A 26,434-nucleotide genomic window follows, 5' to 3' on the forward strand; every position below is an offset into this window, starting at 1 on the left:
ACTGCCGCATGAATCTGCCGGACGTGGAAATGACCGTCTTGGGTGTACGCGTCGAACTTCCCGGAAATCAGCCTCTGGTTCTTCTCCAGGACCCCGGGACCGGCACGCTCGTGCCCATCTGGGTCGGTGCTCCCGAGGCCAGTGCCATCGCTCTCTGGCAACAGGGCATCACGCCGCCCCGGCCGATGACCCATGACCTGTTGGTCGAGGTGATCTCCGCGGCCGGGACGGCCCTGGAATCGGTGCGCATCAAAGCCGTCGAGGACTCCGTCTTCCATGCCGAGCTGGTCCTGGACACGGGAGCGCGAGTCGACGCCCGCGCGTCGGACGCCATCGCCTGCGCCCTGCGCGCTGACGTGCCGGTCCTGTGCGCGGCCGAGGTGCTGGAGGCTGCGGGGGTGGACCCGGATCAGGCGTTGGATGTCGATGACGAAGCCGAGGACCCCATCGACGAATCCGCCGCCGGTGTCACGGGAGCAGCAGAGCGGGATGCCGAGCTGAATCGCTTCCGGGAGTTCCTGGAGAACGTGGACCCCGAGGACTTCGCCGACGGCGGCCCCAGCCAGTCCTGAGCCTCGGTCCGGGACCGTGATGGGCGCGACACGCAAGGCACCGAAACGGCAGGGTCTTTGACCAGGGAGCCCTCCGGGCATACCGTCATGAGCAGAGGTTCCACCTTGCCCGTCGGTCCATTCGCACCGGTTGGCGGTCGGGTGCCGGGCGGACGTCCGGTGCTCTTCCCCGATCCGGACCGCAGGGCACCTTCCTTCCCCAGTGTGGATCCATGACCAGGAGGGTTCCAGTGAGTCCGAAGGGCGAGGCCGGGCAGACGACGGCCGGACAACACCAGACGTCCCCGCGCACCCCCGCGCAGGGCATGCTGTTCAGCGAAGACCTACCCGTACTCGACGAGGGTGCTGGCTACCGCGGCCCCACGGCCTGCAAGGCAGCCGGCATCACCTACCGTCAACTCGACTACTGGGCCCGTACCGGGCTGGTGGTCCCCACCGTCCGTGGAGCCAGCGGCTCCGGGACCCACCGACTGTATTCCTTCCGAGACATCCTGGTGCTCAAGGTCGTCAAGCGACTGCTGGACACCGGCGTCTCCCTTCAGCAGATCCGCTCGGCCGTGGAGCACCTGCGCGAACGCGGAGTGGACGACCTGGCGCAGATTACCTTGATGAGCGACGGCGCTTCCGTCTACGAGTGCACGTCCGCCGACGAGGTCATCGACCTCGTTCAGGGTGGACAGGGCGTCTTCGGCATCGCCGTGGGCCGCGTCTGGCGGGAAGTGGAGGGCTCCCTGGCCGAGCTGCCCTCCGAGCAGCTGCAGGGCGACCTCGACATTCCGGCCGAGTTCCCGGGGGATGAACTCTCTCAGCGGCGCGCACAGCGCAAATCCGCGTCCTGACCCGGGCCACGACCCCACCAGGTTGCCGCTGCGACGCCGTTCCGAGTGAATGGCTGACCCTCACACCACGTTTCGGGTGTCAGTGACGCCGCTGGCTGCGCCGGCCCTGCAGGGGGCGATGCAGCGCCGCCAGCAATTCGTCGAACAGTGCCGCCGACTGGGCGGCGGTCTCACCGGGCCAGGCGTGAACCGGCCAGGCGGCGCCCTGGATCTGCTGCCAATTGCTCTGTTCCGGAATCGCCACGGGCAACAGGCGGTCGCCGTACATGCGCTCCATCTCACCGAGCCGGAACTGGTGTTCCGTGCTGGCAGGCCGTACCCGGTTGGCCACCACGCCGGTGGAGCGCACGCCCTGGGCGTACTCCTGGCGGAACAGGTCGAGGGCACGCAGCGTCCGCTCGGTGCCCGCCACCGAGAACAGACTGGGTTCGGCCACGAGTAGCACGTCCGTGGAGGCCGCCCACGCCATGCGCGTGACGCCGTTGAGAGCAGGCGGGCAGTCCACCAGCACCAAGGCGTACTTGGTTACGGAGTCCAGCAACAGCGATAACCGGCGCAACTCGCGTTGGCGTGTGGTGGGGCGTTCGTAGAGGGCGGTCCGTGACGATCCCCGCACGACGTCCAGCACCTTGGTGCCCCCGGACGAGGCACTGCCGCCCGAGCCGTCGGAAGCGCTCGACAGGGGATCCGGCCACCCCGAGGCGACCACGTGGTCGGCCAGCTCTACGCGCTTGGGGCGGTCCAGCAGCGTGCCGATGTCATCGGCGTTCTCGTCCCGTTTCACGCCGAGTCCCGTGGTGGCGTCAGCGTGAGGATCCATGTCCACCACCAGGGTCGGAATGCCCTGCTCTCGAGCCGCCGAGGCCAGTCCGAGGCTGACCGACGTCTTGCCGACCCCGCCCTTGAGGCTGGAGATGGAGATGATTTGCACGGCGTGGAGATCCTGACTGTGGATGGACGGTGGGGAACGGACCAGGGTCCATCCTAGTGCCGTGACGAGTGTGACGTGTGGCATAGGGGCGTGTTGGCGGCTATGCCACACTGGCCCGTGATGTAGACCACATCAATGCCGCGTCCGTCAGCCAAGGAGACCTCATCGTGACCAGCGTGACCAGCGCGAACAACAGTTCGCCCGCCCAGATGTTCGCCAAGGTGTTGGTGGCCAACCGAGGGGAGATCGCCGTCCGCGCCTTCCGCGCCTGTTATGAACTGGGCGCGCGCACCGTGGCGGTCTATCCCTTCGAAGATCGGAACTCGATCCACCGGCAGAAGGCCGACGAGGCCTATCGCATCGGCGAGGAAGGTCATCCCATCCGTGCCTACCTGGATGTGGACGAGATGATCCGGGTCGCCCAGGAATCCGGTTGCGACGCCGTCTATCCCGGTTACGGGTTCCTGTCCGAGAACGCTGGGCTCGCGCGGGCATGCGAGGAGGCGGGACTGTCGTTCGTCGGCCCGCCGGCAGACGTCCTCGAGCTCACGGGCAACAAGGTCGAGGCCCTGCGAGCCGCCAAGGCCGCTGGCATACCCACGCTCGCCTCGTCGGAGCCGAGCTCTGACGTGGACTGGTTGGTGGAACAGGCCGAGGGCATCGGTTTCCCGGTCTTCGTCAAGGCCGTCGCCGGAGGCGGCGGACGCGGAATGCGGAAGGTGGAGACCGCCGAGGATCTTCGGGACGCCCTCTCCGCGGCGATGCGAGAGGCGGAGACGGCGTTCGGGGACGCGACCGTCTTCCTCGAACAGGCCGTCTTGAGACCCCGCCACATCGAGGTCCAGGTCCTCGCCGACGCCAGCGGGGAGACGGTGCACCTGTTCGAGCGCGATTGCTCGATGCAGCGACGACACCAGAAGGTCATCGAGATGGCCCCCGCTCCGCATCTTGACGACTCGATCCGGCAGGCCCTGTACGCCGATGCGGTGAAGTTCGCTCGGGCCATGGGCTACGTGAATGCCGGGACGGTCGAGTTCCTGGTGGACACGGCGGGGGAGCGGGCCGGTCAGCACGTCTTCATCGAGATGAACCCCCGCATCCAGGTGGAGCACACCGTCACGGAGGAGATCACCGACGTCGATCTGGTCGCCTCTCAGCTGCGCATCGCCGCCGGCCAGAGCCTGGATGAGCTCGGGATCCAGCAGGACGACCTGAGGATCCGCGGCACGGCCATGCAGTGCCGGATCACCACGGAGGACCCGTCCAATGGCTTCCGGCCGGACACCGGATCGATCACCGCCTACCGCTCCGCCGGTGGGTCCGGCGTCCGGCTGGACGGGGGCACCCTCTACACCGGGGCCGAGATCAGCCCCCACTTCGACTCTCTGCTGGTGAAGCTCACCTGCCGCGGCCGGGATTTCCCGACGGCGGTGCGCCGCGCCCGCCGGGCCCTGGCAGAGTTCCGCGTGCGCGGGGTGGCGACCAACATCCCCTTCCTGATGAACGTGCTGGACGATCCTGCCTTCGTGGCCGGAGAGGTGGCCACGGACTTCATCGATGCCCATCCTGAACTGGCGCAGGTCAATCGCAGTCGCGACCGGGGATCCAAGGCCCTGCAGTACTTGGCCGATGTCACCGTCAATCAGCCCTACGGGCCGAGGATCGACGGCATCGACCCCCGGTCCAAACTGCCGAGGTATCCCGGGGACAAATTCGAGGAGCCGGAGCGCAGTCCCTTTGACGGCCCCTCCGAGCATCAACCACCGGCGGGATGGCGGGACGTCTTGGTGGCGAAAGGGCCGGAGGGCTTCGCGGCGGACCTGCGAAGCCGGACGGAGTTGGCGGTCACGGACACCACGTTCCGGGACGCCCACCAGTCCCTGTTGGCCACTCGGGTGCGGACCAGGGACCTCCTGGCGGCGGCCCCCGCGGTGGCCCACACCCTGCCGGGGCTGTTCTCCGTGGAAGCGTGGGGCGGGGCGACCTACGACGTGGCGCTGCGCTTCCTCGGTGAGGATCCGTGGGACCGACTGCGCTATCTGCGCCAGCAGCTGCCGAACATCCCGCTGCAGATGCTGTTGCGGGGTCGCAACACCGTGGGATACACCCCGTACCCGGTGGAGGTGACCAACGCGTTCGTCGCCGAGGCCGCCGAGACCGGCGTCGATATCTTCCGCATCTTCGATGCCCTGAACGACGTCCGTCAGATCACCCCGGCCATCGAGGCGGTCCGTGCCACCGGAACCGCCGTCGCCGAGGCCGCACTCTGTTACACGGGCAATCTGCTGAATCCGGACGAGAGCCTCTACACGCTGGACTACTACCTGGGCCTGGCCCGCCGCATGGTGGACGCCGGCGCGCATATCCTCGCGATCAAGGACATGGCGGGTCTGCTTCGCCCGAACGCGGCTCGAGAACTCGTGGGCGCGCTGCGGGCCGAGTTCGAGGTGCCGGTGCACCTGCACACCCACGACACCGCCGGTGGTCAACTGGCCACGCTGCTGGCCGCCGCGGACGCCGGCGTCGACGCCGTGGACACCGCGGTGGCCTCCATGGCGGGCACCACCAGCCAGGTCCCGATGTCGGCACTGGTGGCCTCGCTCGAGCATTCCGAGCGGGACACGGGGTTGGGCCTGGACCGCGCTGCGGCGCTGGAACCGTACTGGGAGACCGTCCGGGAGATCTACCGGCCCTTCGAGTCCGGATTGTCCGCGCCCACCGGCCGTGTGTATCGCCACGAGATCCCCGGGGGCCAACTGTCCAATCTGCGCCAGCAGGCCATCGCGCTGGGCCTGGGGGAGCGGTTCGAGCAGATTGAGAAGATGTACGAGGCCGCCAACGAGATCCTCGGCAACATCGTCAAGGTGACGCCGAGCTCCAAGGTGGTCGGTGACCTGGCGCTGCACCTGGTGGGCATGAACGTCGATCCGGCGGAGTTCGCAGAGAACCCGCATGAGTTCGACGTGCCTGATTCCGTGATCGGTTTCCTCTCCGGTGAGCTCGGAGATCCGCCCGGGGGCTGGCCGGAGCCGTTCCGGACGCGTGCCTTGCAGAACCGTGGTCGACGTGGCTCCGACGGCGAGCTCGTCGAGCGCGCCGGCGTGTCCGAGCTCAGTGACGAGGACCGCGCGTCGTTGGCCCATCCGGGGGCCGAGCGTCGCGCGACGCTCAACCGTCTGTTGTTCCCGGGGCCGACCAGAGACTTCGAGGCCAACCGGGCCGAGTTCGGCGACACCTCGGTGCTGCACACGCGAGACTGGCTGTACGGGATGGCCCCCGGCCAGGAGCACGTGGTGTCCCTCGGCAAAGGGGTCCGCTTGCTGGCCACCCTGCAGGCGATCGGCGAACCCGATGCCAAGGGCCTGCGGCCGGTCATGGTCACACTGAACGGGCAGGCGCGCCAGATCACCGTCCGCGATCGGTCCGTGGAGTCGACGGCCCGGACGGCCGAGAAGGCCGACCCCTCGATCCAGGGGCATCTCGCCGCGCCCTTCGCCGGAGTGGTGACGATCAACGTGGCCGAGGGTGACGTCGTGGAGGCCGGGTCCACGCTCGCGACGATTGAGGCCATGAAGATGGAGGCGGCCTTGACCGCTCCGATCGGCGGCACCGTAGCCAGGGTGGTGCTGAGTGGCCCGACGCCGGTCGACGGCGGTGACCTGCTGCTCGTGGTGGAATGAGTCCTCGGCAGTAGCGAAGGGACGGTGCCGGGGCTCGCAGCCGTAGGCTGGGACCATGGGCACCGAATCCTACGACCTCGTCATCATCGGCTCCGGTTCCGGCAATTCGTTGGTCACGCCCTTTTGGGACGACCAGCGTGTGGCCATCGTGGATTCGGGGGTGTTCGGCGGCACCTGCCTGAATGTCGGGTGCATCCCGACGAAGATGTTCGCGTATCCGGCGTCCCTGGCCGCCGCTCCTGCTGAGGCCAGGCGTCTCGGCGTGGACCTGAGCATGCAGGGTGCCGACTGGCCGGAGATCCGCGACCGCATCTTCACGCGGATCGATGCCATCTCGGCGGGTGGCTTCCGTTACCGAGATCAGGAACTGGACCACACGACGGTGGTTCCGGAGGAAGTGCGGTTCACCGGTGCTCATCAGGTGACCACGGAGAGCGGCCGGGTGCTCGAGGCGGAGAACATCGTGGTCGCCGCCGGTTCCCGGGCCGTGCTGCCCGCGATCGCCGGCGTCGACCTGCCTCAGGTGCACACCTCGGACACCATCATGCGTCTGCCCGATCTGCCGGAAAGACTCGTGGTGCTCGGCGGCGGGTACATCGCGGCCGAGTTCGCCGCCATCTTCTCCGGGCTCGGCTCGTCGGTGGTGCAGGTCAACCGCTCGGAGCGGCTGTTGCGGTACCACGATGAGACCATCTCCGAGCGGTTCACCCAGCTGGCATCCCAGCAGTGGCAGGTGGAGACTGGCTGGGTGCCCTCCCGGATCGAGGAGGGACCGGGAGAGGGTGTCACCGTCCACCTGCAGGACGGCACGGGCGCACAGCAGAGCTTCGAGACCGATGCCGTGCTCATCGCCCATGGGAGGGTGCCGAACAGCGACCGGCTCAACCCGGCCGCCGCCGGACTGGACCTGCACGACGACGGCCGTCTCGCCGTCGACGGTTTCCAGCGCCTGCTCTCCGGGGGAGAGCCGGTTCCGGGGCTCTGGGCCCTGGGGGACATCTCCAGTCCCGCCCAGCTCAAGCACGTGGCCAACCACGATCAGCGGATCGTCTCGCACAACCTTGAGCATCCCGAGGATCTGCGGGCCAATACTCTCGGTCCGGTCCCCTCCGCCGTCTTCACTCGTCCCCAGATCGCCTCGGCCGGACTGACCGAGGCCGAGGCCGAGGAGAAATACGGCCGGGACCGGATCAGCGTGAAGGTGCAGGGATACGGCGACGTGGCCTACGGATGGGCCATGGAAGACAATGAGGGTCTGTGCAAGGTCATCGCCGATCGTGAGACCGGACTACTCGTGGGAGCACACCTCATCGGCCATGAGGCTCCGAATCTGATCCAGCCGCTCGTCCAGGCCATGAGTCTGGGCATCGACGCCCACACCATGGCCCGCGGCCAGTACTGGATTCACCCAGCACTGGCCGAGGTCGTGGAGAACGCGCTCCTCGGCCTCGACGTCCCGGACCTCGGCCTCCTCTAGACCGGCTTCGGAGCCGAATAGATCTCCTCGATCAGGGAGTCGTAGTCCTTCAGCACCACGGCCCGCTTGATCTTCAGGGACGGGGTCATCTGCCCCGCCTCGATGGAGAAGTCCACGGGACTGATGCGGAATGCGCGGATGGACTCGGCCTGGGACACCGACTGATTGGCACGGTCCACCACCGACTGGATGTGCTCGACGATGCTCGGGTGCACGGCGAGCTCGTCGGCGGGGGTGTCCGCCGCGATGCCGCGCTGACCGAGCCATCCGGGCAGGACGTCGGGGTCCAGGGTGACCAGAGCCGAGACGAAGGGTCGGTTGTCTCCCACGACGACGCACTGGGACACCAGGGCGTCGGAGCGAATCTGATCCTCGAGGAGCGCGGGAATCACGTTCTTCCCGGAGGCGGTGACGATGATCTCCTTCTTGCGACCGGTGATCGTGAGGAAACCGTCCTCGTCCAGCGAGCCGATGTCACCGGTGCGGAACCAGCCGTCCACGATGTCCTGCTCGGTGACATCGGGACGGTTGTGGTAGCCACGCATCAGACACACTCCGCGGGCATGGATCTCTCCGTCCTCCGCGATGCGAACGCCGTTGCCGGGCAGGGGCTTGCCCACTGTGCCGATGAGGACCTCTCCGGGCCGGTTCACCGTCACGGGCGCGGTGGTCTCCGTCAGTCCGTAGCCTTCCAGGATGTCCACACCGATGCCATGGAAGAAGTGGCCCAGCCGCTCACCCAGTGGGCCGCCGCCGGAGACCGCGTGACGCACTCGCCCGCCCATGGCCTTGCGGATCTTGCCGTACAGCAGCTTCTCGAAGAGCGTGTGTTTGGCCCGGAGCGCGAAGGGCACCTTGCCTGACTGATGTGCCCGGGAGTACTCGATGGCGGTCTGTGCGCCGGCGGCGAAGATCTTGCCCTTGCCGTCCGTCTCGGCCTTGAGCATGGCGGAGTTGTAGACCTTCTCGAAGACGCGCGGTACGGCCAGCAGGAAGGTGGGCTGGTAGGACTGCAGATCGGGGACCAGCTGCCCGATGTCCGAGGTGTGGCCCACCTTCGCGCCGGCGGCCACGGCCAGGACGGAGATGAATCGGGCGAACACGTGGGCCAGGGGGATGAACATCACGGTGCTGGCCCGGTGGTTCACGATGTCCGCCAATGGCGTGCCCAGGGCCTGCAGACTGAGCTCGGCGAAGTTGCCGTGGGTGAGCTCGCAGCCCTTCGGCCGGCCCGTGGTGCCGGACGTGTAGATGATGGTCGCCAGGTCCGGAAGGGTGGCGGCCGAGCGGCGCGACTCCATGGCGGCCTCGTCCGGGCCGTGTGCGCCGGCGTGGCGCAGTTCGTCCAGCCCGTCGTTCTCCATCAGCCAGCCACCGGCCAGCGGCTCGAGCTGTTCCTGCCGGACGGCGGTGTCCACCACGCTGCGGTGGCGTGCGGTCTCACAGACGACCGCTCGGACCTTGGCGTCGGAGAGGATCCACGCGACCTGGCTCGGGGACGACGTCTCATAGATGGGGACCGTCACGGCACCGGCGTACCAGATCGCGAAATCGACCAGGGTCCACTCGTAGCGGGTGGGGGACATGATCCCGACGCGGTCACCGGGTTGCAGTCCGGCGGCGGCCAGTCCACGGGCCAGTGTGCGCACGTCCTGCTGGAACTCGGCGGAGCTGACGTCGGTCCACTGACCGGGGGAGAGCTGGCGTGCGAACAGGGGCCGGGTCGGGTCGGCCAAGACCTGTTGCTCGAGCAGATCGGTGATGTTCATTTCCTGGGGGACCTGAACGGCGGGAGGGGTGATGTATTCGTTCAACATGCGCTCCTGGTGTTCGGCGGTGCCGACGGCGTGGCAGAGTGGTGCCACCGGTGCTCCCGGTGCCAGCCGTTCCGGGAAGGGCCCCGGGACTTCACCTTACCGGAGAAGACCGACGACGGAGTGGCATACGCCACATTGGTCGCCAGTCTACCCATGAGTAACTTGCAACGTCAGCCCAGGGGAATCAGCTCGTCGTGGAGGTCGTCGTGGAGGCGCGCATGGAAGTCACGGCACCTCGTGCCCGGCCCGTCGCCGCCTCGATCGGTCTGGACGTCGGCGGAGGCGCCGTCAAGGCGGGCACCGTCGTGCTCGGCCAGGACGGGACGTTGATCCGGCCCCCGTGGCCCCAGTCCGCTCCCGCCGGTGCCGGTATCGACGCCGGTGGTGAGGTCAGGACCAGACATCACGTCGAGTCCGACGGAGAGGCCCTGGCAGCGCTCTGCGCCCAGATGACCCACGAGCAGTACCTCGGCCTGCGTTCCGTCTGGCCCGAGTTGCCGGTCACCTGGGGTGTCTCGGCCGCCGCGTGGATCGAGCCGGCGACCGGACGGTCCGTCTTCAGTCCGCATTTGATGGGCTGGCGCGACCGACCCCTACCGAGCGACCTGTCATCGGCGCTCTCCAGCGTGGCCGGGCTTCCCTCCGCTGAAGTGGCCGTCTTCGACGCCGAGAATCGGACCGTGCCCACGCCGTGGGTGATCAACGACGCCGACGCAGCCGCCTGGGCCGAAGCGCGATGGCAGGGGACCGACGACCTGTTGACAGCACCCACGACGGCTTTCGGCGATGGACGGGGCGACCGGATGGTGTTGGTGGCGGTCGGCACGGGAATCGGCGGCGCCTTGGTGCGGGACGGCGTCGTGGACATCGGCGCGCATGGCATGGCCGGCGAGTTCGGGCACATGACCGTCGATCCCTCGGGTGTGCCGTGTCCCTGTGGGAACACCGGATGCTGGGAATTGCTGGTCTCCGCTGAGGCGTTGGCAGCTCGGGCCGGGCGCGCCTCGGCCCGGTCGGTGATGGACGAGGCGCTCGCCGGAGATCCCGTCTGCCGCCGTGCCGTGGCCGAGACCGGACGCTGGCTGGGTCGGGGCCTGGCGACTCTCACCGCGGTACTCGATCCGTCCCGCTTCGTCATCGGCGGAGGTGTGGCGGCCGCCGGCGAGCTGCTCCTGGAACCGGCGAGGGCAGAGCTCGTTCGGCATCTGCCGGGAGGACGACGTCGGCCGGTTCCCCCGGTGAGGACGGCCGCCCTGGGCAACCGCGCCGGATGGGTGGGCGCCGCCGGCACCGCAGTGGAACGCGCCGGATGGCCGGTGACCGGGGTGCTGGCGCCGACCGGCTAAACCTGTGCGCCGTCGTCGTTCCAGGGATTCCGGCGATCCTGATCGCGGGGCAGGGCCAGGAACAACCCCACCGCGCCGGCCACGAACGCGGCGATGAGGACGGTGATGAGAATGCCCGGGATGGAGGGCCAGAATATGGCGGCCAGTAACAGCGCCACCGGCCCGCCGACCAGGCCCGTGGCGCTGAGCACGATGGCCGGACGGCCGGCTCCGAGGGCAGGGGGCTCCGGCGGGACGAACTCCTCGTCGGGATCGTCATCGACGGTGTAGTCGCGTGGGCCCCACACGGGGGCCGCCTCGAAGTAGGCGCTGAGCTCTCGGTCCTGCGGCTCGGGCGTCTCTTCGGGCGGATCACCGAGCGGACCGAGGCCAGCCACGATCTCCTGCCACTGACGCTCGATGTCCGGCTCGCCATCTGAGTTCTCGGAGCCCTCTGAGTCCCCTGGGCGGTCCGGGTCGCGCGGCTCAGACATGGGAGCTGTCCTCTGCGTCAGCTGTCTCAGTCGTTTCAGCCATGAAGCGGACGGACTCCCGATGGATGAGCTCGGCGTCCCAGTCCAGCGTGGCCACGTGGTAGCTGTTGTACAAGGGGCGGACGGACAGCAGGCCCGGGCGCAGACCACGCCCGAGTGACGCCATGGAGGACCGGGGGACCACATGGTCGGTCGTCGAGTGGAACGCCAGGACGGGCGCATCGATCCGCGCGAGTCCGGCCCGCGCGGCGGACTGCACCGTGCCGACCTGTTGGACGCCGGCGACCGAGGTGCGCGGATAGGCCATCTCGTCCCCGCCCGGACGAACGATGTCATTGGCTATCGGAGCGACGGAACGCACGGCGTGCTTCAGCAACCACGCGAGGGGAGCCACCGGAGAGGCGAAACGCAAGGCGGGATTGACCAGAACCACGCCCGCCACCCGGCGGTGGGCAGCGGCATCGAGGGCCAGGGCACCACCCATGGACAGTCCGGCGACGAAGACCTGCTGATGACTCGCCAAGAGGCCGTCCACCGTCTCCCGCACCGCCGATCGCCAGTCCGCCGCGGTCACGGTCTCCAGGTCATGCCAACGGGTTCCATGGCCGGGCAGCAACGGAACCTCGACGTCGGCTCCGGCGGCAGCCAGGGCGGTCGCCCACTCGGCAAGGGAGAGAGGCCCGGAGGTGAATCCGTGAAGCAGCGCCACCGCCGGACGGTCGTACTGAGCCTCACCGCTGCCACGGACTAAGGGGCCGTCCGGAGCCCCGCTCAGGGACAGCGGCCGCTGCTGGGATTGCATGCCACCAGCCTAGCCGCCGGTAGCCGGCCGAACTCCTTAGACTGGAATCGGTCAACGCCACCGCTGGAGAGGATCATCTGCCGTGTTCTACTGGTTCGCCAAGACTTTTGTGGTGGCGCCCGTGACGAACCTTCTGTTCCGTCCCTGGGTCAAAGGACTGAACAATGTGCCGGACGAGGGGCCGGCCATTCTGGCCAGCAACCACCTGTCCGTCTCGGACTCGATCTTCATGCCCGCCCAATTGGACCGTCAGGTGCACTTTCTGGCCAAGAAGGAGTACTTCACCGGTAGGGGCGCGAAGGGCTGGCTGACTCGACGGTTCTTCGAGGCCACGAATCAGCTGCCCATGGATCGGGCCGGCGGCAAGGCATCCTTGGAATCGCTGCGCTCGGGGTTGGACGTTCTCCAGGACGGCAAACTGCTCGGCATCTATCCCGAGGGGACGCGCAGCCCCGACGGACGGCTGTACCGCGGAAAGCTGGGGGTCGCCAAGCTGGCGTTGAACGCGAGGGTGCCGGTGGTCCCGATCGCGATGATCGGCACGGACAAGGTCCAGCCCATTGGGCGCACGATTCCGAGCATTCGTCGCGTGGGCGTGATCTTCGGACAGCCGATGGACTTCTCCGAGTATTACGACCGCGCGGGGGACCGATTCGTCGAACGGCAGGTCACCGACCAGGTGATGGAAGCGATCCGGCGCCTCTCCGGCCAGGAGTATGTGGAGGTCTACGCCTCGACCGTCAAGGCGGAGAAACCCGTCACACGGGCACAGTCGGAGGAACGGTTCCGTACCCTGTAATCATGATTTCGGATCCCTCCACAGACCTTCCGGCCTTCGGCTCAGCCCAGTCCAATGGCGCCGCCGACTATCCCGGCCTGGACGAGTGGCGGTCGAAGCCGATGTCGCAGCAGCCGACTTGGGAAGACCGTGACGCCTTCGAAGAGGCCATGACGGAGTTGTCCGCGGCTCCGCCACTCGTCTTCGCGGGGGAAGTCGACGTGCTGCGCACCCAACTCGCGGCCGCGGCACAGGGCGAGGCGTTCCTGCTCCAGGGCGGGGACTGTGCCGAGACCTTCGCCGGTGCCACCGCCAACAAGATCAGTGCCCGGGTCAAGACCATCCTGCAGATGGCCGTGGTGCTCACGTACGGCGCCTCGCTGCCCGTGGTCAAGATGGGCCGCATGGCAGGCCAGTTCGCCAAGCCGAGATCCTCGGATGTCGAGACTCGGGACGGCGTCACCTTGCCATCCTTCCGAGGCGAGATCGTCAACGGCTTCGATTTCACCCCGGAGTCGCGGCGACATGACCCACGCCGGATGGTCCAGGCCTACAACACCTCGGCCTCCACCCTGAATCTGGTGCGGGCCTTCACCCAGGGCGGCTTCGCCGACCTGCGCTCCGTGCACGCGTGGAACCAGGGATTCATGCGCAACCCGGCCTACTCCCGCTACGAAGTGCTCGCGCGCGAGATCGACCGGGCCGTTCGTTTCATGGACGCCGCCGGAGTGGACTTCGGCGCCCTGCGTCGCACCGATTTCTTCACCGCACACGAAGCTCTGCTGCTGGACTACGAACGGGCGCTGACCCGCATCGATTCGCGGTCCGGGCTGCCGTACTCCACGTCCGGGCACTTTCTGTGGATCGGAGAGCGAACCCGCGACCTCGATGGCGCCCACGTCGAGTTCCTGTCCAAGGTCCGTAATCCCATCGGCGTGAAGTTGGGGCCCACGACCACGCCCGAGGATGCTCTCGCCCTCGTGGAAAAGCTCGATCCCGAGCGGGAGCCGGGCCGGCTGACCTTCATCACCCGCATGGGTGCCGGCACCATCCGCGAGAAACTTCCGCCCCTGGTGGAAGCCGTGCGCGACTCGGACGCCAACCCGTTGTGGGTGACCGACCCGATGCACGGCAACACGGTCACCGCGGCCAACGGCTACAAGACGCGTCGCTTCGATGACGTCATGGACGAGGTCCGAGGATTCTTCGAGGTGCACCGCAATGCCGGCACGTACCCCGGCGGACTGCACATCGAGATGACCGGGGATGATGTGGCCGAGTGCCTGGGCGGGGCGGACCCGATCGACGAATCGGCCTTCGCAGACCGCTACGAGTCCCTGGTCGATCCGCGACTGAACCACCAGCAGTCGTTGGAGATGGCCTTCCTGGTCACCGAGGCACTCGCACGCCCGGGAACCCTGTCGTGAAGTCAACCGGGCGGTCGGGCGTCGGCCGGGCGTCGGTCGGGGACCAGCCGGGAATGACCGAGGCGTCCTGGACCTGACGATCGCCCTCGGCGCTCCGTTCAGAGCACCAGGATGCGGACCGTGGATCCTTCGGCGGCTCGAGTGCCGGCGTCCGGCGTCTGATTCCGGACGCGGCCTTCTCGAGTGCCGAAGAAGTCCCCGAGGATGTCGGTCTGTTCGACCTCGAATCCCGCCTCGTCGAGTTGTTTCTGGGCCTCGTCCGGCGTCTGACCGGTGACGTCCGGCACCTCCACCATCCGAGGACCCAGGGACTGCACGGCGGTGATCACCGTTCCGGGGGCCACTTCGCCGTCGGCGGGCTTCTGGGAGACGATCCGGCCCGCTTGAACCGACGTCGAGTGATCGCTGCCGGACAGCTCGAGCTGCAGGCCCGCTGATTCGAGTGTGGCCGCGGCCTCCTGAGCGGTCTGTCCTCGGATGTCCGGGACGGCCACCGGTTGGGGACCCTCGGAGACGACCACGGAGACCGGCCGGTCGCGGCGCAGTCGCGTGCCGCTGCTCGGTTCCTGACTGATGACCCGGCCCTCGGCCACGGCATCGGAGTACTGGTGTTCCGTGGTCCCGAGCGTCAACTCCGTCCGGCGCAGTTCGCGCTCGGCCGCGTCCTCCTCCAGCCCCGTGACGTCTGGTACCTCGAACATCTCCGGGCCCAGGGACACCGTGACCTGCACGGTGTTGAATCGGCGAACTTCACTTCCGGCCGGGGGGTCCGTGGAGATGACGCTGTTCTCTGCCACCATGTCGTGATGGACTCTGGCGAGGGCGAATCCCACACCGGTCTGCTGCAGGGCATGGACGGCGGCCGCTCTGCTCTGGCCTTCCACATCCGGGACGGTGACCACGCCACCGGGGCCGGCGCCGAAGAACCAGCCGGCGAGCAGGAGGACTGCCGTCAGGATCAGCACGACGGCGGCCCACACCCACATGCGCTTTCGACTGCCGCTCCCGAGGTCTTCCGTGGGAGTCCGGGCCTGACGGGCCTGCCGTCGGCGTTCTCGTCGTTTCGAGAGGGGGCGCGAGGACGCGGGCTGTCCGGATGCCGATGCCGGCGGCGGTGGGGCGGCCAGCGGGGTGGGGGCGGCATCCGGCGTCATCGTGGGCAGCACGGAGGTGCTCTGGTATCCGGGTGCGGACAGCACCGTGGTGGCCCCGCCGTCCAGGACGTCCGTGGCGTCGGCTTGCTGGATGACGTCGGTTGCGTCGACGTCGGACGCTGACGCGGAGTATTCGAGGTCCTCATCCGGCGCAGTGCCCGCGAGGTGGGCCGTGGCCGATTCGACGGAGTCTGCCGTCCATGGCGCCTGGAAATCGAGGTCCTGCTCGTCCAGTGCGGAGCGGAGACGGCGGATCTCCTGCAGCAGAACACCGGCATCGTCGGGACGATCCTCCACCGCCGGCGCCGTACACCACAGAACGAGTTCATCGAGTTCGGCGGCCAATCCTGGAACAGCCGTTGACGGAGGCGGCACCTGTTGGTTGATGTGCTGGTAGGCCACCTGGATGGGGGAGGAGCCGGTGAAGGGCTGGTGGCCGGCGAGCATCTCGTAGACCATGATCCCAACGGCGTAGACGTCACTGCGCTCGTCCGCCGGGGACCCGGTGACCAGTTCTGGTGAGACATAGGCAACGGTGCCGACGAGGGAGGCACCGGTTCCCGTGAAATTCGTGGTCGCGCGGGCCAAACCGAAATCGGCCACCTTGATCCGGCCGTCCCGGGAGACCAAAACGTTCTCGGGTTTCATGTCCCGGTGCACCAGCCCGGCACGGTGCGCGGCGGCCAACCCGTCCACGATGGCCTCGAGATAGGCCAACGCGACACGTGGTGTCATCACGCGGCGGCGCTGAAGGACCGTGCGCAAGGTGTAGCCCGGCACGTACTCCATGACCAGGTACGCCAGTTTTCCGTCCGGATGGTCGTCCACCCCCTGGTCCAACACGTTCACCACGTGTGGGTGGGAGAGCTGGGCAGCGGTCTTGGCCTCCTGCTCGAACCGCTCCACAAGATGCGGGTTCTCGGCCAGATGCGGATACAGGACTTTGAGCGCGACCTCGCGGTCCAGACGCTGGTCGACGGCCAGGTACACCGTGGACATGCCCCCACGGGCCAAGCGGGCGCGGATCTCGTACCGTCCCTCGATCATGGTCCCGTTCATGGGATCGGCGCCGTGCTCCTTCACCATTACAGGGTAGACCGGGACCGGCGGGGCTCCGTGGACGCGACGATCAGCACCTGGTCCGAACCGCTTCCAGCGCGACTTAGAACCGCTTGAGGTACTTCTTCACCTTGGCCACGTAGTCCTTGGTGTCCGGCCGCATGCCCTCGCGCTGCACGCCGCCCAGGCCTTGGTAGTACGCCGCGATGCCGACGTCCCTGGACCCGGCCGTGCGCTGAAGCTGGCGGATGATCGCCACGCCGGCCGTGGCGTTGTCGTAGGGGTCCAGCAGATTGAGCTGGCGGCCCACGAGTTCACTGGCCCACTTGCCCGAGGACGGAATCACCTGCATGGCTCCAATGGCGTTGGCCGGGGAGACGGAGGTGTGGTCGAAGCTGGACTCGGTGAAGGCATGAGCGAGAGCCAGCGACGGGTCGACTCCCATCTTCCGCGCCGTGTCGGCGATGATGCTTTGCATCTGTGAGCGAGAAGGGACCTTGGCCGCCAGCAAGGCCCGCTTGTTCGCGTTGGCATCGCGAACGATGTGGTCCGGGTAGGTGTAGTGCAAGAACGTGTTCGGCACCAGATCATTCGCCGGCGACGATGTGCTCGCCGCACTGCCGGAGAGCTTGATCTTCTGACCTGGATAGATGGTCGAGGACGTGGACAGGCCGTTGGCCTTGAGCAGCGTGGACAGCCCCTTGCCGTGACGCTTGGCGATGCCCGAGAGGGTATCGCCGGCCTTGACCGTGTACGTGGGTGCGGTCGCACTGTTGGCCGGGCTGGCTGAGGAGGACGGCGACGACGGGGCGCCCGATGAGGAGCCGGCGAGCTTGATCTTCTGGCCGGGATAGATGACCGAGGACTTGGACAGTCCGTTGGCCTTCAGCACGGTGGAGAGGCTGGCCCCGTGGCGTTGGGCGATGCTGTAGAGCGTGTCGCCGGCCTTCACGGTGTGGACGGAGGTCGATGAGGAGCCTCCGGAGGAAGAAGACGAAGACGAGGAAGAGGACGACGGAGTGCCGGATGAGGAGCCGGAGAGCTTGATCTTCTGGCCGGGATAGATGACCGAGCTCTTGGACAGTCCGTTGGCCTTCAGCACGGTGGAGAGGCTGGCCCCGTGGCGTTGGGCGATGCTGTAGAGCGTGTCGCCGGCCTTCACGGTGTGGACGGAGTTGGACGAGGAACGCCCGGAGGAAGACGAGGAAGCCGAAGAAGACGAGGAGGCCGGTGCAGTTCCGGAGAGCTTGAGCTTCTGGTCCGGGTAGATCACCGAGGTCTTGGACAGTCCGTTGGCCTTGAGCAGGGCGGGGAGACTGACGCCGTGGCGTTGGGCGATGCTGTAGAGCGTGTCGCCGGCCTTCACGGTGTAGGTGCTCGGCTTCTTGGCCGTGGCCACTGCCGCAGAGGGTGTCATGAACGCCGCCGGAACGCTGGAGGCCAAGGACGCCGAGGAGAGCTTGACCTGAGCAGTCTCGATGTTCACGGGCGTGGCGGTACGCGGACTGAGTGCCTGGCGAGGCGCGTCAGCCACGGCCGGAGTGGCCATGGCAGCAGAACCGAAGGCCACCAGAGGCAGCGTCGACGTGGCCAAGGCGGATTTCAGCAGCCGCGGAGTGCCGGAGGAGCGTTCAGTCATGTGTATTCCTCTGAGGTGCAGCACCGAACGAAAACCGTCCACGTCCAGCCGTGTGAAGGAAGTGACGATCCAAGTCAGAAGGTGCCTGTAATGAAAATGTGACAGGTGTAAACGTACCTGACTGCAGTTACGGAAGAGAATTGTTGTGGTAACGATATGATAACGACTCCGTGTGGCGGGTGGACACGCTGAGGCGCCACCCGTGAGCGGGGCCCGGTGCGACGCTGACTGCTGCTCGTCACTCGGTGTGGTCGTTAGGCTGGACCGGTGAACAACACCGCAGACGCTTCCCGAAGCTCAGGGAACAGCTCAGAGAACAGTCCAGGGAACAGCTCAGAGAACAGCACCGACAGCAGTACCGAGAACGACTCGGCTGCCGCCGCATCGGAAGACCTGGCGCTGGAAGACCTCGTCGAGCAGTGGGACTACTTTCCGGACCTGGCCGAGAAGTGGGGTGTGCCGGTGACCCGTGTGCACAACATGGTCAGTGAGGGACGCCTCCTGGCGACCTCCATCGGGCCGCGGAACGCGCGCGCCGTCCCCGCGTTGTTCGTCACGGAGGAGGGACCTCTCGAACCGCTGCGAGGCACGGTTTCTGTGCTCAAGGACGCGGGATTCACGGATGAGCAGGCCATTCGGTGGCTCTACACGGAGGACGAGTCATTGCCAGGCCGACCCGTCGACGCGCTGCGCGAGGGCCGCAAAACCGAGATCCGGCGTCGGGCGCAGGTCTTGGGGTGGTGACGTTCGTTGGACCGCAGGGCGCAGTGGTTGCGGTCTCAGTGGATACGGCGCAGAAGTCGCCGAGCGAACTGTTCTAGTCCCGCACGCGCGTCATCCCGCATGGGGATGAGGGCCAGGGATCCCAGCGCGCTGTCACCGAGTTGAGCCACTTCCGCCTCGACGCGGGCGCGGGCGCCGCAGGACTCCAGGAGGGACTGCATTCTCTCGACCACGGTCGCCTCCAGATCTGGACGACCGAGGGCGGTCTCCAGCTCCTCCGCCTGGTCGGGAGGCAACAGGGCCAGGGCATGTGCCACCAGCTCGGTGCGCTTGCCCTCGCGGAGGTCGTCGCCCGCAGGTTTTCCCGTCACCGCCGGATCCCCGAACACCCCGAGTAGATCGTCCTGGAGTTGGAATGCCTCGCCGAGCGGGGAGGAGAACCGGCGGTAATTCTCGAGTACGGCGGGCTCGGCGCCGGCCAGGGTGCCGCCGAGCCCGAGCGGGTGAACGGCGGAATACCGTGCAGACTTGAATCTCAAGACGGTGCGGGCCCGTTGCAGGGTGGCCTCTGGGTCCCGACGGGGCACGTCGACCTCGTCCAGGATGTCCAGGTACTGACCGGCCATCACTTCGAATCGCATCTCGTTGAACAGCGCCCGAGCTCCGGCCGGATCCGCTGATGCGTCCGCTGCCGAGGCGAACACCTCCTCGCTGAGGGCCAGACACAGATCGCCCGTCAGGATGGCGGCCGACGCTCCGAAATGCTCGGGATCCTGGCGCCATCCGGCCTGGCGGTGTCGCCCTTCGAACGAGCGGTGGATGCTCGGTGAGCCTCGGCGGGTATCGGAACGATCGAGGATGTCATCGTGAATCAGTGCTGCCGCCTGGAACAGTTCGAGGGCCACCGAGGCATCGAGAATGCGACTGTCCTCCGGGTCGCCACCGACGCCCTGCCAGCCCCACCAGGCCAGAAGCGCGCGCATTCGCTTGCCGCCGAGCACGAGCTGGGAGATGGCCTCGATCAACGGAGTGGCCGACGTGGAGATGTCCGCCGCCCGACGGTGGTACGACTCCAGAAGTTCGTGCATCCTCGTCTCCATGTCTCGCACGAAGGCCGATTCCCTGGCGCGATGCTGGGCCAGGGGAGCGGGAGAGGACTCGGACACGGTGCTCCTTGCTGTGGAGGATCTGCTGCACGGCCGATGAGGATCGCGCGATCATGCATCGTTCGTCGCGCCATCGAGGTGACGGCCGCCCCAGCTTATCGTCCACACGGGGATCTAGGCTGGTGCTATGAACGGCCATCGACCTTCGATGTCAGACCGGCCCACCGGTGCTGATGAGTCGTGGGATGCCACCGTGCTCCACGTGGACATGGATGCCTTTTTTCTGTCGGTGGAGTTGCTGGACCATCCAGACCTGGCCGGCCGGCCAGCCCTGGTGGCGCAGCCGAGCGGCCGCTCCGTCGTGTTGTCGGCGTCGTATGAGGCGCGGGCCTTCGGCATACGGTCTGCCATGCCCCTGGCGAAGGCGCGGGGGCTCTGTCCGGGAGTGGCCGTGGTCCCGCCGCGGCACGCCCGATACTCCGAGGTGTCGGCAGAGATCATGCAGATCCTGGGCTCCTTCACTCCGGTCCTGGAACAGGTCAGCGTCGATGAAGCCTTCCTGGACGTCTCAGGTGCCCGACGTCGGCTCGGTTCTCCGGCCGAGATCGGCAGGTTGATCAGAGAGCAGGTCCGGCAACGGACGGGGGTTCCGTGCACCGTGGGTGCGGCGGCGACCAAATCGGTGGCCAAGATCGCCTCCACCCGGGCCAAGCCGGACGGGTTCTGCGTGGTCACCCCCGAACGGACCCGGGAGTTTCTCGATCCCTTGCCCGTTGCGGCCCTGTGGGGCGTGGGCCCGGTGTTGAATCAGCGATTGGTGGCGGCAGGGCTCTCAAGCGTCAGTGACCTGGCCGCTCAGTCGCCCCGACGGATGGAGCGTTGGCTGGGCGTGCACGGACCCGCCCTCGTGAATCTGGCTCGCGGCATCGATCCCCGCCCGGTGACGCCGGAGCATGAGACCAAGAGCATCGGCGTGGAACGGACGTTCGCGGACGACCTCCTCGATCCCGCAGAGCTGCATCGCAACCTCGTCTCGCTCTCGCACGAGGCAGCCATCCGACTCCGCCGCTCCGGATTCCGAGCCGGGGCTCTCAGTGTGAAGCTCAAGAGTCCCGACCTGTCCGTGCGGACGCGGACCAGCGCCCTGCCGCAGCCCGTGGATTCCGCCGCGGGGATCATTGCGGCGGCCCGGACGCTGTTGGCGGATCTCATGGACTCGGGTCGGCACCCGGTGCGCCTGCTCGGTATTCGCGCGGAGCACCTGTCCCGTCATGACGAACTCGTGCAGGAGTCCCTGCTCTGGGAGGGCGAGGTGTCACCAAAGGACTGGTCGGAGGCGGATCGGGTCGCCGACGACATCCGCGGCAAGTTCCCTCAAGCCGCGCTGCGTCCGGCCACCTTGCTCCGGCGGCCGGACACGGAATCGGGCCGGGATATTCGCTGATCGCGGAACTGTGCCGCTCAGTGCGACGAACCCGCGTGATCCGTATGGCGTAGCGACCTCAGCGCGCTCTATGCTAGTCCCACGGGAAAGCCCGGGCCGGAAGAGGAGGCAGCGATGCCGTTGTCTGAGCGGGAGCAAAAGCTCCTTGAGCAGCTGGAACAGCAGCTGAATGCAGAGGACCCGCACTTTGCCACGAGCATGAGTGAAACGGGCACCTCTCGATTTTCTACCACGCGGTTGGTGGTCGGCGCAGTGACGGCGGCCGTGGGGCTGGGCGCGTTGCTCTGGGGCGTCTCCCAACAACTGATCTGGCTGGGGATCATCGGGTTCGTGATCATGGCCGCTGGAGTCTATGTGGCCACGAGTCGGTCCAAGCAGCCGTCCCCCGAATCGACTGATTCCGCCGGCGCCCCCAAGAAAAGTTCGCCTTTCATGGAGAGCTTGGAGCAGCGCTGGGAAGAACGCCGCAAGCAGGAGCCGTAAAAGGTGTCCTAGTGTGACAGCGCCGTAGAGCCATGGATTGGACGTTGCTCTAGGTCACCATCACGATCACCCCGTCGCTCAGCGGCGGGGTTTTCTTGTGTCTCCACATTCCTCCCCACTTTCCTCCCCGCGCCCCTCCCACTTTCCTCCCCGCGCCCCTCCCCACTTTCCTCCCCGCGCCCCTCCACCGGCACTGCGTTGAGGGATTCCCCGCGTCCCCGTGGGCTCTGCACCCGTTCTCGAGGGCCGTCACGTGCTCGTTCGCGTCCTTGCCCGCGCTTCCCGTGCGGAAGTGGCCGCCGTTGGGTCCACTGCCGTTCATCGCTGTGTTCGCACCGAAAAAACCCGCGCCACACCGCGGCGAATGAGGCGTTGGTGCCTTGACGGTGGGGGGTAGTGGGGTAAAGTGGAGGACATCAGAGGATGGTGGTTCAGAAGGAGGCTCAAACGGACCTCTCGGACGGCAAAGGCGGTGGTCCATGTTCCTGGGGACCTATACGCCGCGCCTGGATGAGAAAGCCCGCTTGATCCTTCCGGCCAAGTTCCGTGAGGAGCTGTCCGATGGTCTGGTCCTCACCCGAGGGCAAGAGCGCTGCATCTACGTCTTCAGTGCTCGTGAGTTCGAGAGGGTTCACGAGCAGATGAGGTCAGCTCCGCTGTCCTCGCGTCAGGCCAGGGACTACATCCGTGTCTTCCTCTCGGGAGCCTCGGATGAGACCCCGGACAAGCAGGGACGGATCACCATTCCGGGCCCGTTGCGCAACTATGCGGGACTGGACCGGGAACTGGCCGTCATCGGGGCCGGAACCCGGGCGGAGATTTGGGACGCCGAGGCATGGTCCTCCTACTTGGAGGAAAAGGAGAGCACCTTCTCCGAAACCGACGAAGAAGTACTCCCCGGAATCTTCTAACGCAGCACCGAACACGGCCACCCGAGTGGCCGCAGTCATAACCGAACAGCGCGGATTCTTGCATGAGACCTCCAGCCGCCCCCAGGCCGGACCTGACCCGACTTCCCCCGGGCCAGGCACGGAACCGGAGCGCGGATGGGGATCTGATCCAAGGGTCCGCCTGTCACTTAAAGGACCGGGGCGCCTGCCCACGACGAACGGAAGGGATCAAGCATGGCAGCGGAGCAGACTCCGGCGCGCGACCGGCACGTGCCCGTCATGCGTGATCGTGTCCTGGACCTGCTTTCACCCGGAATCGAGTCGGCGCGGGCGGCCGGCCGTACACCGGTCGTTCTGGATGCCACCTTAGGGATGGGCGGCCATGCCGAGGCTGTCCTCCAGCGTCACTCTGACGCCGTCGTCGTGGGTATCGACCGGGACCAGGAGGCTCTGCGGCTGGCGAGTGACCGACTCGAATGGGCCGGAGACCGCTTGCGTACCTGGCACGGGACGTATGACGAGGTGAGCGAGGCATTGACCGAGGCCGGATTCCGCGAAGCCGACGCGATGCTGTTCGACCTGGGTGTCTCCTCATACCAACTGGACGAGCGAGAGCGTGGCTTCGCCTATGCCTACGACGCTCCACTGGACATGAGGATGGACACCACCGGGGGACTGACCGCGGCCGACGTCGTGAACACCTACTCGGAGGACCGGCTGCGGAGCATCATCCGCACCTGGGGCGAGGAGAAGTTCGCCCAGCGCATCGCCGCCGCCATCGTGAGCGCGCGTGCCGAGGCCGAGTTCGAGACGACGGGACAACTCGTCGAGGTCCTGCGCAGCGCGGTCCCTGTGGCTGCGGGCAAAAGTGGCGGTCACCCGGCCAAAAGAACCTTTCAGGCGCTGCGGATCGAGGTCAACGAGGAACTCGACGTCCTGGAGGACGCGCTGCCCGCGGCGCTGCGCAGCTTGGCCGTCGGCGGCCGGCTCGTGGTCATGAGCTATCACTCGCTCGAAGACAAGGTCACCAAGAAGGCCATCATGGCGGATGCCACCTCGACGGCACCCCCCGGATTTCCCGTCGAGCTGGAAGAACACGCTCCGGTGGTGAAAGTCCTCACGCGAGGTGTGGACAAACCCACGCAAAAAGAAATCGACCAAAACCCTCGCGCCTCCTCAGCAAAAGTGCGAGCAGTTGAGAAGATCAGACCATCAAGGAGCACAGCATGACCGCCACGCAGCAGCGAATCGCCATGCAGCAGCCCGTCCGGACCCGTGAGAGCACCGCTCCACAGCTGGACCAGGCTGCTCCTTGGCAACCCACGATCCAGCCCCCGGAGCTGCCGAACACGACTGCCCCGGGTGAACAGCCCCGCCGCCGCACGCCGCTGTCCGTGGTGCCGGCGCCAGTCCCGCGCACCGGCCGAGGGTTTGCCACGCTGTGCATCGCCATCGTGGCGGCAGCCCTGATGATGGTCCTGATCACCAACATCACCGTCTCCAACCGGCAGTACGATCTCGTCACGCTCAAGAACGAGTACACCGACGTGAGCCAGGCCAATGAACAGCTGCGCCAGCAGGTCGAACACTTGGAAGCTCCGCAGAACTTGGCAGCCGAGGCCGCCAAGCTCGGCATGGTCAACCCAGGGAGCATCGCCTCCGTCGATCTGGATACCGGGGCCGTGAGCGGCAAGGCGACACCGGCCGATGCCGCGGACAAGCCCAGCCGTCGCGTCGCCGTCCCCGCCGGCCCCGAAGCGGGGCAAGCCGCTCAGACCGATGCGGAGGCTCAGAGTGCAAAGCAGCCTGAGACGGCGGCCGCTCCCGACACCGCGGAGTCCGGCGAGCCCACAGGGTCCGGCGAGACCACAGAGTCCGGCGGCACTGGCCAAGAACAAGACGCCAGGGACGCACAGGAACTGAACGGCGGAACCATTCCGGCGCCGCAGTTCTCCGCACGCGGCAACTGACCGAAAGGACACCATAGATGCCCCTGTCAGATGGCTCAGGAGGAGTCCTGGAAGCAAGCGGACGGCGGTTGCGCTTCGGCATCCTCATTGCGTTGGCGCTGCTCGTCGTCCTGGGGCTCCGGTTGGTGTTCATTCAGGGCGTCGACGCGTCGGGTCATGCTCAGAAAGCCATGGACGAGCGTCTGAAATCGGTGACGGTCAAGCCCGAGCGCGGCTCCATCCTCGACTCTCAGGGCCGGGTCCTGGCGGCCTCCGTGGCTCGGTACGACCTGGTGGCGGACCAGCGTCTCGTCAAGGATTACCGGGTGTGGGACGACGAGTCGGCCAGCATGAAGGACGTCGAGTTGGACGATTCTCTCCAGAAGCTCTCCGCGCTGCTGGGGATGGACGTCGACGAGTTGCGGGAACGCATGGTGGGGGACCGGCCCTACAAGGTGGTGACCAAGGGTGTCACCCCGGAGATCAAGGAGAAGGCCATTGATCTGGGCATTCCCGGGTTGATCGCCGAACCCGTGTCCGAGCGGTCCTATCCGAACGGAGCCGTGGCGGGGTCCATTCTCGGCTTCGTCGGAGGCGATGGCAGCCCCCTCGAAGGCCTCGAGCTGAGCCAGGACGATCGTTTGGCCGGTGAGGCCGGCAAACGCACGTACGAGATTGCCGCAGACGGAATCCGGATTCCCAACGCGGAGTTCTCCGAGACTCCCGCCGTGGACGGCGACGACGTCCGCTTGACCATCGATCAAGATGTGCAGTGGTTCGCGCAGGAGGCCATCGCCGAGAAGACCGAGTCCTACAACGCCGACTGGGGCAATATCACGGTGATGAACGCCAAGACCGGAGAGATTCTGGCCATGGCGGACTCGACCACGGTGGACCCCTCAGATCCCTCGGCCACGGACAACCTGTTCTGGCGGCCCACCTCGTTGACGCAGTCGTACGAGCCGGGATCCACCGGGAAGATCGCCACCTTCGCCACGGCCCTCGAAGAAGGCGGGATCTCTCCGACGGACGGTTGGACCGTGCCCAATCACCAGGATTTCGACGGCCAGGTCGTCCATGATGCCGAACCCCACCAGACCTATGACATGACGACGGCGGGAATCTTCACTCGTTCCTACAACACCGGGACCGTCCAGGTGGCCGAGTCCGTGGATGATCAGACTCGCTACGACTACCTGAAGAAACTCGGCGTCGGCGACCCGGTGGACATCGGCCTGCCCGGAAGCAACAAGGGCATCCTCATCGACCCGGCGCAGTGGGGCTCCCGGCAGCGGCTGACCACCATGTTCGGCCAGGGCTACACCCAGACCACGCTGCACTTGGCGCAGATCCTGCAGACCGTGGCCAACGGTGGCGTCAAGAAGAGTCCCCAGCTGATCGACGCGTACATCAGCCAGGACGGAGCGGAGAGCGTGCAGCCCGAAGACGCCGGTATTCGCGTCTTCTCCGAAGAGACCTCCAGTGAAATGCTGAAGATGATGGAGGGGGTCGTCCAGATGGGTACCGCTGCTCCTGCGAAGATTCCCGGCTACCGCGTCGGTGGCAAGACCGGTACCGGCGAGGCGGCCGGGATCGGCGGATATGACGGTTACACGACCTCCTTCGGGGGAGTCGCACCGCTGGACGACCCGCAGTTCGTCGTTGCCGTCTCCGTTCATCGGCCCCAGGGCGACTGGCATAGCTGGCAGGTGGAAGACACGGCCGCGGAGGTGCTCTCCTACCTCCTCACGAAGTACAACGTGCCACCGAGCGACGAGAAGCCGCAGAACTATGACGTGTTCACCGAGGACCCCCAGAAGCGCCCGTGGTGAACGGAAACACGCC

Annotated in this window: 21 protein-coding genes; 14 read left to right on the forward strand and 7 right to left on the reverse strand. The window is 66.9% G+C overall.

Annotation, left to right across the window (positions count from 1 at the left end; all coding sequences use genetic code 11):
* Positions 1 to 8 precede the first annotated feature (8 nt).
* Together ACFQQD_RS07365 and ACFQQD_RS07370 are read left to right on the forward strand one after the other, a co-directional pair.
* A complete protein-coding gene (locus tag ACFQQD_RS07365) occupies positions 9 to 572 on the forward strand; it encodes a bifunctional nuclease family protein (protein ID WP_378087855.1) in 564 nt (187 codons plus the stop codon).
* A 230-nt stretch (positions 573 to 802) separates the two neighbouring features.
* Positions 803 to 1,411 (forward strand): MerR family transcriptional regulator, encoded by a 609-nt coding sequence (locus ACFQQD_RS07370; protein ID WP_378087858.1) that lies wholly within the window; start codon positions 803 to 805, stop codon positions 1,409 to 1,411.
* Between the two features lie 79 nt (positions 1,412 to 1,490).
* Here the strand turns inward: ACFQQD_RS07370 and ACFQQD_RS07375 are convergent, their stop codons facing one another.
* Positions 1,491 to 2,342, reverse strand: coding sequence for a ParA family protein (locus tag ACFQQD_RS07375; protein WP_378087860.1), 852 nt, complete (start codon positions 2,340 to 2,342; stop codon positions 1,491 to 1,493).
* Positions 2,343 to 2,551: 209 nt separating this feature from the next.
* On the opposite strand from ACFQQD_RS07375, the gene ACFQQD_RS07380 reads away from it, so the two are divergent.
* Both ACFQQD_RS07380 and ACFQQD_RS07385 read left to right on the forward strand, forming a co-directional pair.
* Positions 2,552 to 6,022, forward strand: a complete 3,471-nt coding sequence (locus ACFQQD_RS07380) for a pyruvate carboxylase (protein WP_378090022.1) — start codon at positions 2,552 to 2,554, stop codon at positions 6,020 to 6,022.
* A 55-nt stretch (positions 6,023 to 6,077) separates the two neighbouring features.
* Entirely contained in the window at positions 6,078 to 7,499 is a 1,422-nt protein-coding gene (locus ACFQQD_RS07385; protein ID WP_378087862.1) for a mycothione reductase, read from the forward strand.
* On the opposite strand, the gene ACFQQD_RS07390 is transcribed toward ACFQQD_RS07385, so the two are convergent.
* Positions 7,496 to 9,313 (reverse strand): AMP-dependent synthetase/ligase, encoded by a 1,818-nt coding sequence (locus ACFQQD_RS07390; RefSeq protein WP_378090024.1) that lies wholly within the window; start codon positions 9,311 to 9,313, stop codon positions 7,496 to 7,498. The genes ACFQQD_RS07385 and ACFQQD_RS07390 overlap by 4 nt on opposite strands.
* A 221-nt stretch (positions 9,314 to 9,534) precedes the next feature.
* On the opposite strand from ACFQQD_RS07390, the gene ACFQQD_RS07395 reads away from it, so the two are divergent.
* A complete protein-coding gene (locus ACFQQD_RS07395; RefSeq protein ID WP_378087864.1) occupies positions 9,535 to 10,662 on the forward strand; it encodes an ROK family protein in 1,128 nt (375 codons plus the stop codon).
* Here the strand turns inward: ACFQQD_RS07395 and ACFQQD_RS07400 are convergent.
* Together ACFQQD_RS07400 and ACFQQD_RS07405 are read right to left on the reverse strand one after the other, a co-directional pair.
* On the reverse strand, positions 10,659 to 11,135 hold the full coding sequence (locus ACFQQD_RS07400; protein WP_378087866.1) for a hypothetical protein: 477 nt from the start codon (positions 11,133 to 11,135) through the stop codon (positions 10,659 to 10,661). The two genes, ACFQQD_RS07395 and ACFQQD_RS07400, sit on opposite strands and share 4 nt — an antisense overlap.
* Complete coding sequence (locus tag ACFQQD_RS07405) at positions 11,128 to 11,937, reverse strand: alpha/beta hydrolase (protein WP_378087868.1); 810 nt, start codon at positions 11,935 to 11,937, stop codon at positions 11,128 to 11,130. Before ACFQQD_RS07405 ends, ACFQQD_RS07400 begins: the two co-directional genes overlap by 8 nt.
* 82 nt (positions 11,938 to 12,019) lie before the next feature.
* On the opposite strand from ACFQQD_RS07405, the gene ACFQQD_RS07410 reads away from it, so the two are divergent.
* Both ACFQQD_RS07410 and ACFQQD_RS07415 read left to right on the forward strand, forming a co-directional pair.
* Positions 12,020 to 12,736, forward strand: coding sequence for a lysophospholipid acyltransferase family protein (locus ACFQQD_RS07410; RefSeq protein WP_378087870.1), 717 nt, complete (start codon positions 12,020 to 12,022; stop codon positions 12,734 to 12,736).
* Positions 12,737 to 12,738: 2 nt separating this feature from the next.
* Positions 12,739 to 14,142 carry a class II 3-deoxy-7-phosphoheptulonate synthase gene (locus ACFQQD_RS07415; RefSeq protein ID WP_378087872.1) on the forward strand — a complete coding sequence of 468 codons (1,404 nt, stop codon included), beginning with the start codon at positions 12,739 to 12,741 and terminating at the stop codon, positions 14,140 to 14,142.
* Between the two features lie 98 nt (positions 14,143 to 14,240).
* Here ACFQQD_RS07415 and pknB read toward each other — a convergent pair whose 3' ends face one another.
* Both pknB and ACFQQD_RS07425 read right to left on the reverse strand, forming a co-directional pair.
* The gene (pknB, locus tag ACFQQD_RS07420) at positions 14,241 to 16,382 is read right to left on the reverse strand and encodes a Stk1 family PASTA domain-containing Ser/Thr kinase (RefSeq protein WP_378087874.1); all 2,142 of its coding nucleotides are present in this window, start codon (positions 16,380 to 16,382) and stop codon (positions 14,241 to 14,243) included.
* Positions 16,383 to 16,458: 76 nt separating this feature from the next.
* A complete protein-coding gene (locus ACFQQD_RS07425; protein ID WP_378087876.1) occupies positions 16,459 to 17,994 on the reverse strand; it encodes a LysM peptidoglycan-binding domain-containing protein in 1,536 nt (511 codons plus the stop codon).
* Positions 17,995 to 18,387: 393 nt separating this feature from the next.
* Here ACFQQD_RS07425 and ACFQQD_RS07430 point away from each other — a divergent pair, with 393 nt between their 5' ends.
* Positions 18,388 to 18,738, forward strand: a complete 351-nt coding sequence (locus ACFQQD_RS07430) for an Rv2175c family DNA-binding protein (RefSeq protein ID WP_378090026.1) — start codon at positions 18,388 to 18,390, stop codon at positions 18,736 to 18,738.
* 35 nt (positions 18,739 to 18,773) lie between these two features.
* Here ACFQQD_RS07430 and ACFQQD_RS07435 read toward each other — a convergent pair whose 3' ends face one another.
* Positions 18,774 to 19,805 carry a polyprenyl synthetase family protein gene (locus ACFQQD_RS07435; protein ID WP_378087878.1) on the reverse strand — a complete coding sequence of 344 codons (1,032 nt, stop codon included), beginning with the start codon at positions 19,803 to 19,805 and terminating at the stop codon, positions 18,774 to 18,776.
* Positions 19,806 to 20,010: 205 nt separating this feature from the next.
* Between ACFQQD_RS07435 and dinB the strand changes: the two genes are divergently transcribed.
* From dinB to ACFQQD_RS07465, 6 genes are all read left to right on the forward strand, one after another.
* Positions 20,011 to 21,267: a DNA polymerase IV gene (gene dinB, locus ACFQQD_RS07440; RefSeq protein ID WP_378087880.1), complete on the forward strand. Its 1,257-nt coding sequence runs from the start codon at positions 20,011 to 20,013 to the stop codon at positions 21,265 to 21,267.
* A gap of 114 nt (positions 21,268 to 21,381) precedes the next feature.
* Positions 21,382 to 21,750 (forward strand): DUF3040 domain-containing protein, encoded by a 369-nt coding sequence (locus ACFQQD_RS07445; RefSeq protein ID WP_378087882.1) that lies wholly within the window; start codon positions 21,382 to 21,384, stop codon positions 21,748 to 21,750.
* 479 nt (positions 21,751 to 22,229) lie between these two features.
* Positions 22,230 to 22,661: a division/cell wall cluster transcriptional repressor MraZ gene (gene mraZ / locus ACFQQD_RS07450; protein ID WP_378087884.1), complete on the forward strand. Its 432-nt coding sequence runs from the start codon at positions 22,230 to 22,232 to the stop codon at positions 22,659 to 22,661.
* 213 nt (positions 22,662 to 22,874) lie between these two features.
* Positions 22,875 to 23,870, forward strand: coding sequence for a 16S rRNA (cytosine(1402)-N(4))-methyltransferase RsmH (gene rsmH, locus ACFQQD_RS07455; RefSeq protein ID WP_378087886.1), 996 nt, complete (start codon positions 22,875 to 22,877; stop codon positions 23,868 to 23,870).
* Positions 23,867 to 24,610, forward strand: coding sequence for a hypothetical protein (locus ACFQQD_RS07460; protein ID WP_378087888.1), 744 nt, complete (start codon positions 23,867 to 23,869; stop codon positions 24,608 to 24,610). Before rsmH ends, ACFQQD_RS07460 begins: the two co-directional genes overlap by 4 nt.
* 17 nt (positions 24,611 to 24,627) lie before the next feature.
* Positions 24,628 to 26,421, forward strand: coding sequence for a peptidoglycan D,D-transpeptidase FtsI family protein (locus ACFQQD_RS07465; protein ID WP_378087890.1), 1,794 nt, complete (start codon positions 24,628 to 24,630; stop codon positions 26,419 to 26,421).
* Positions 26,422 to 26,434: the final 13 nt, after the last annotated feature.

The organism is Citricoccus sp. GCM10030269 (genome assembly GCF_042665635.1).
In the GTDB taxonomy this organism is placed as follows: Bacteria; Actinomycetota; Actinomycetes; order Actinomycetales; family Micrococcaceae; genus Citricoccus.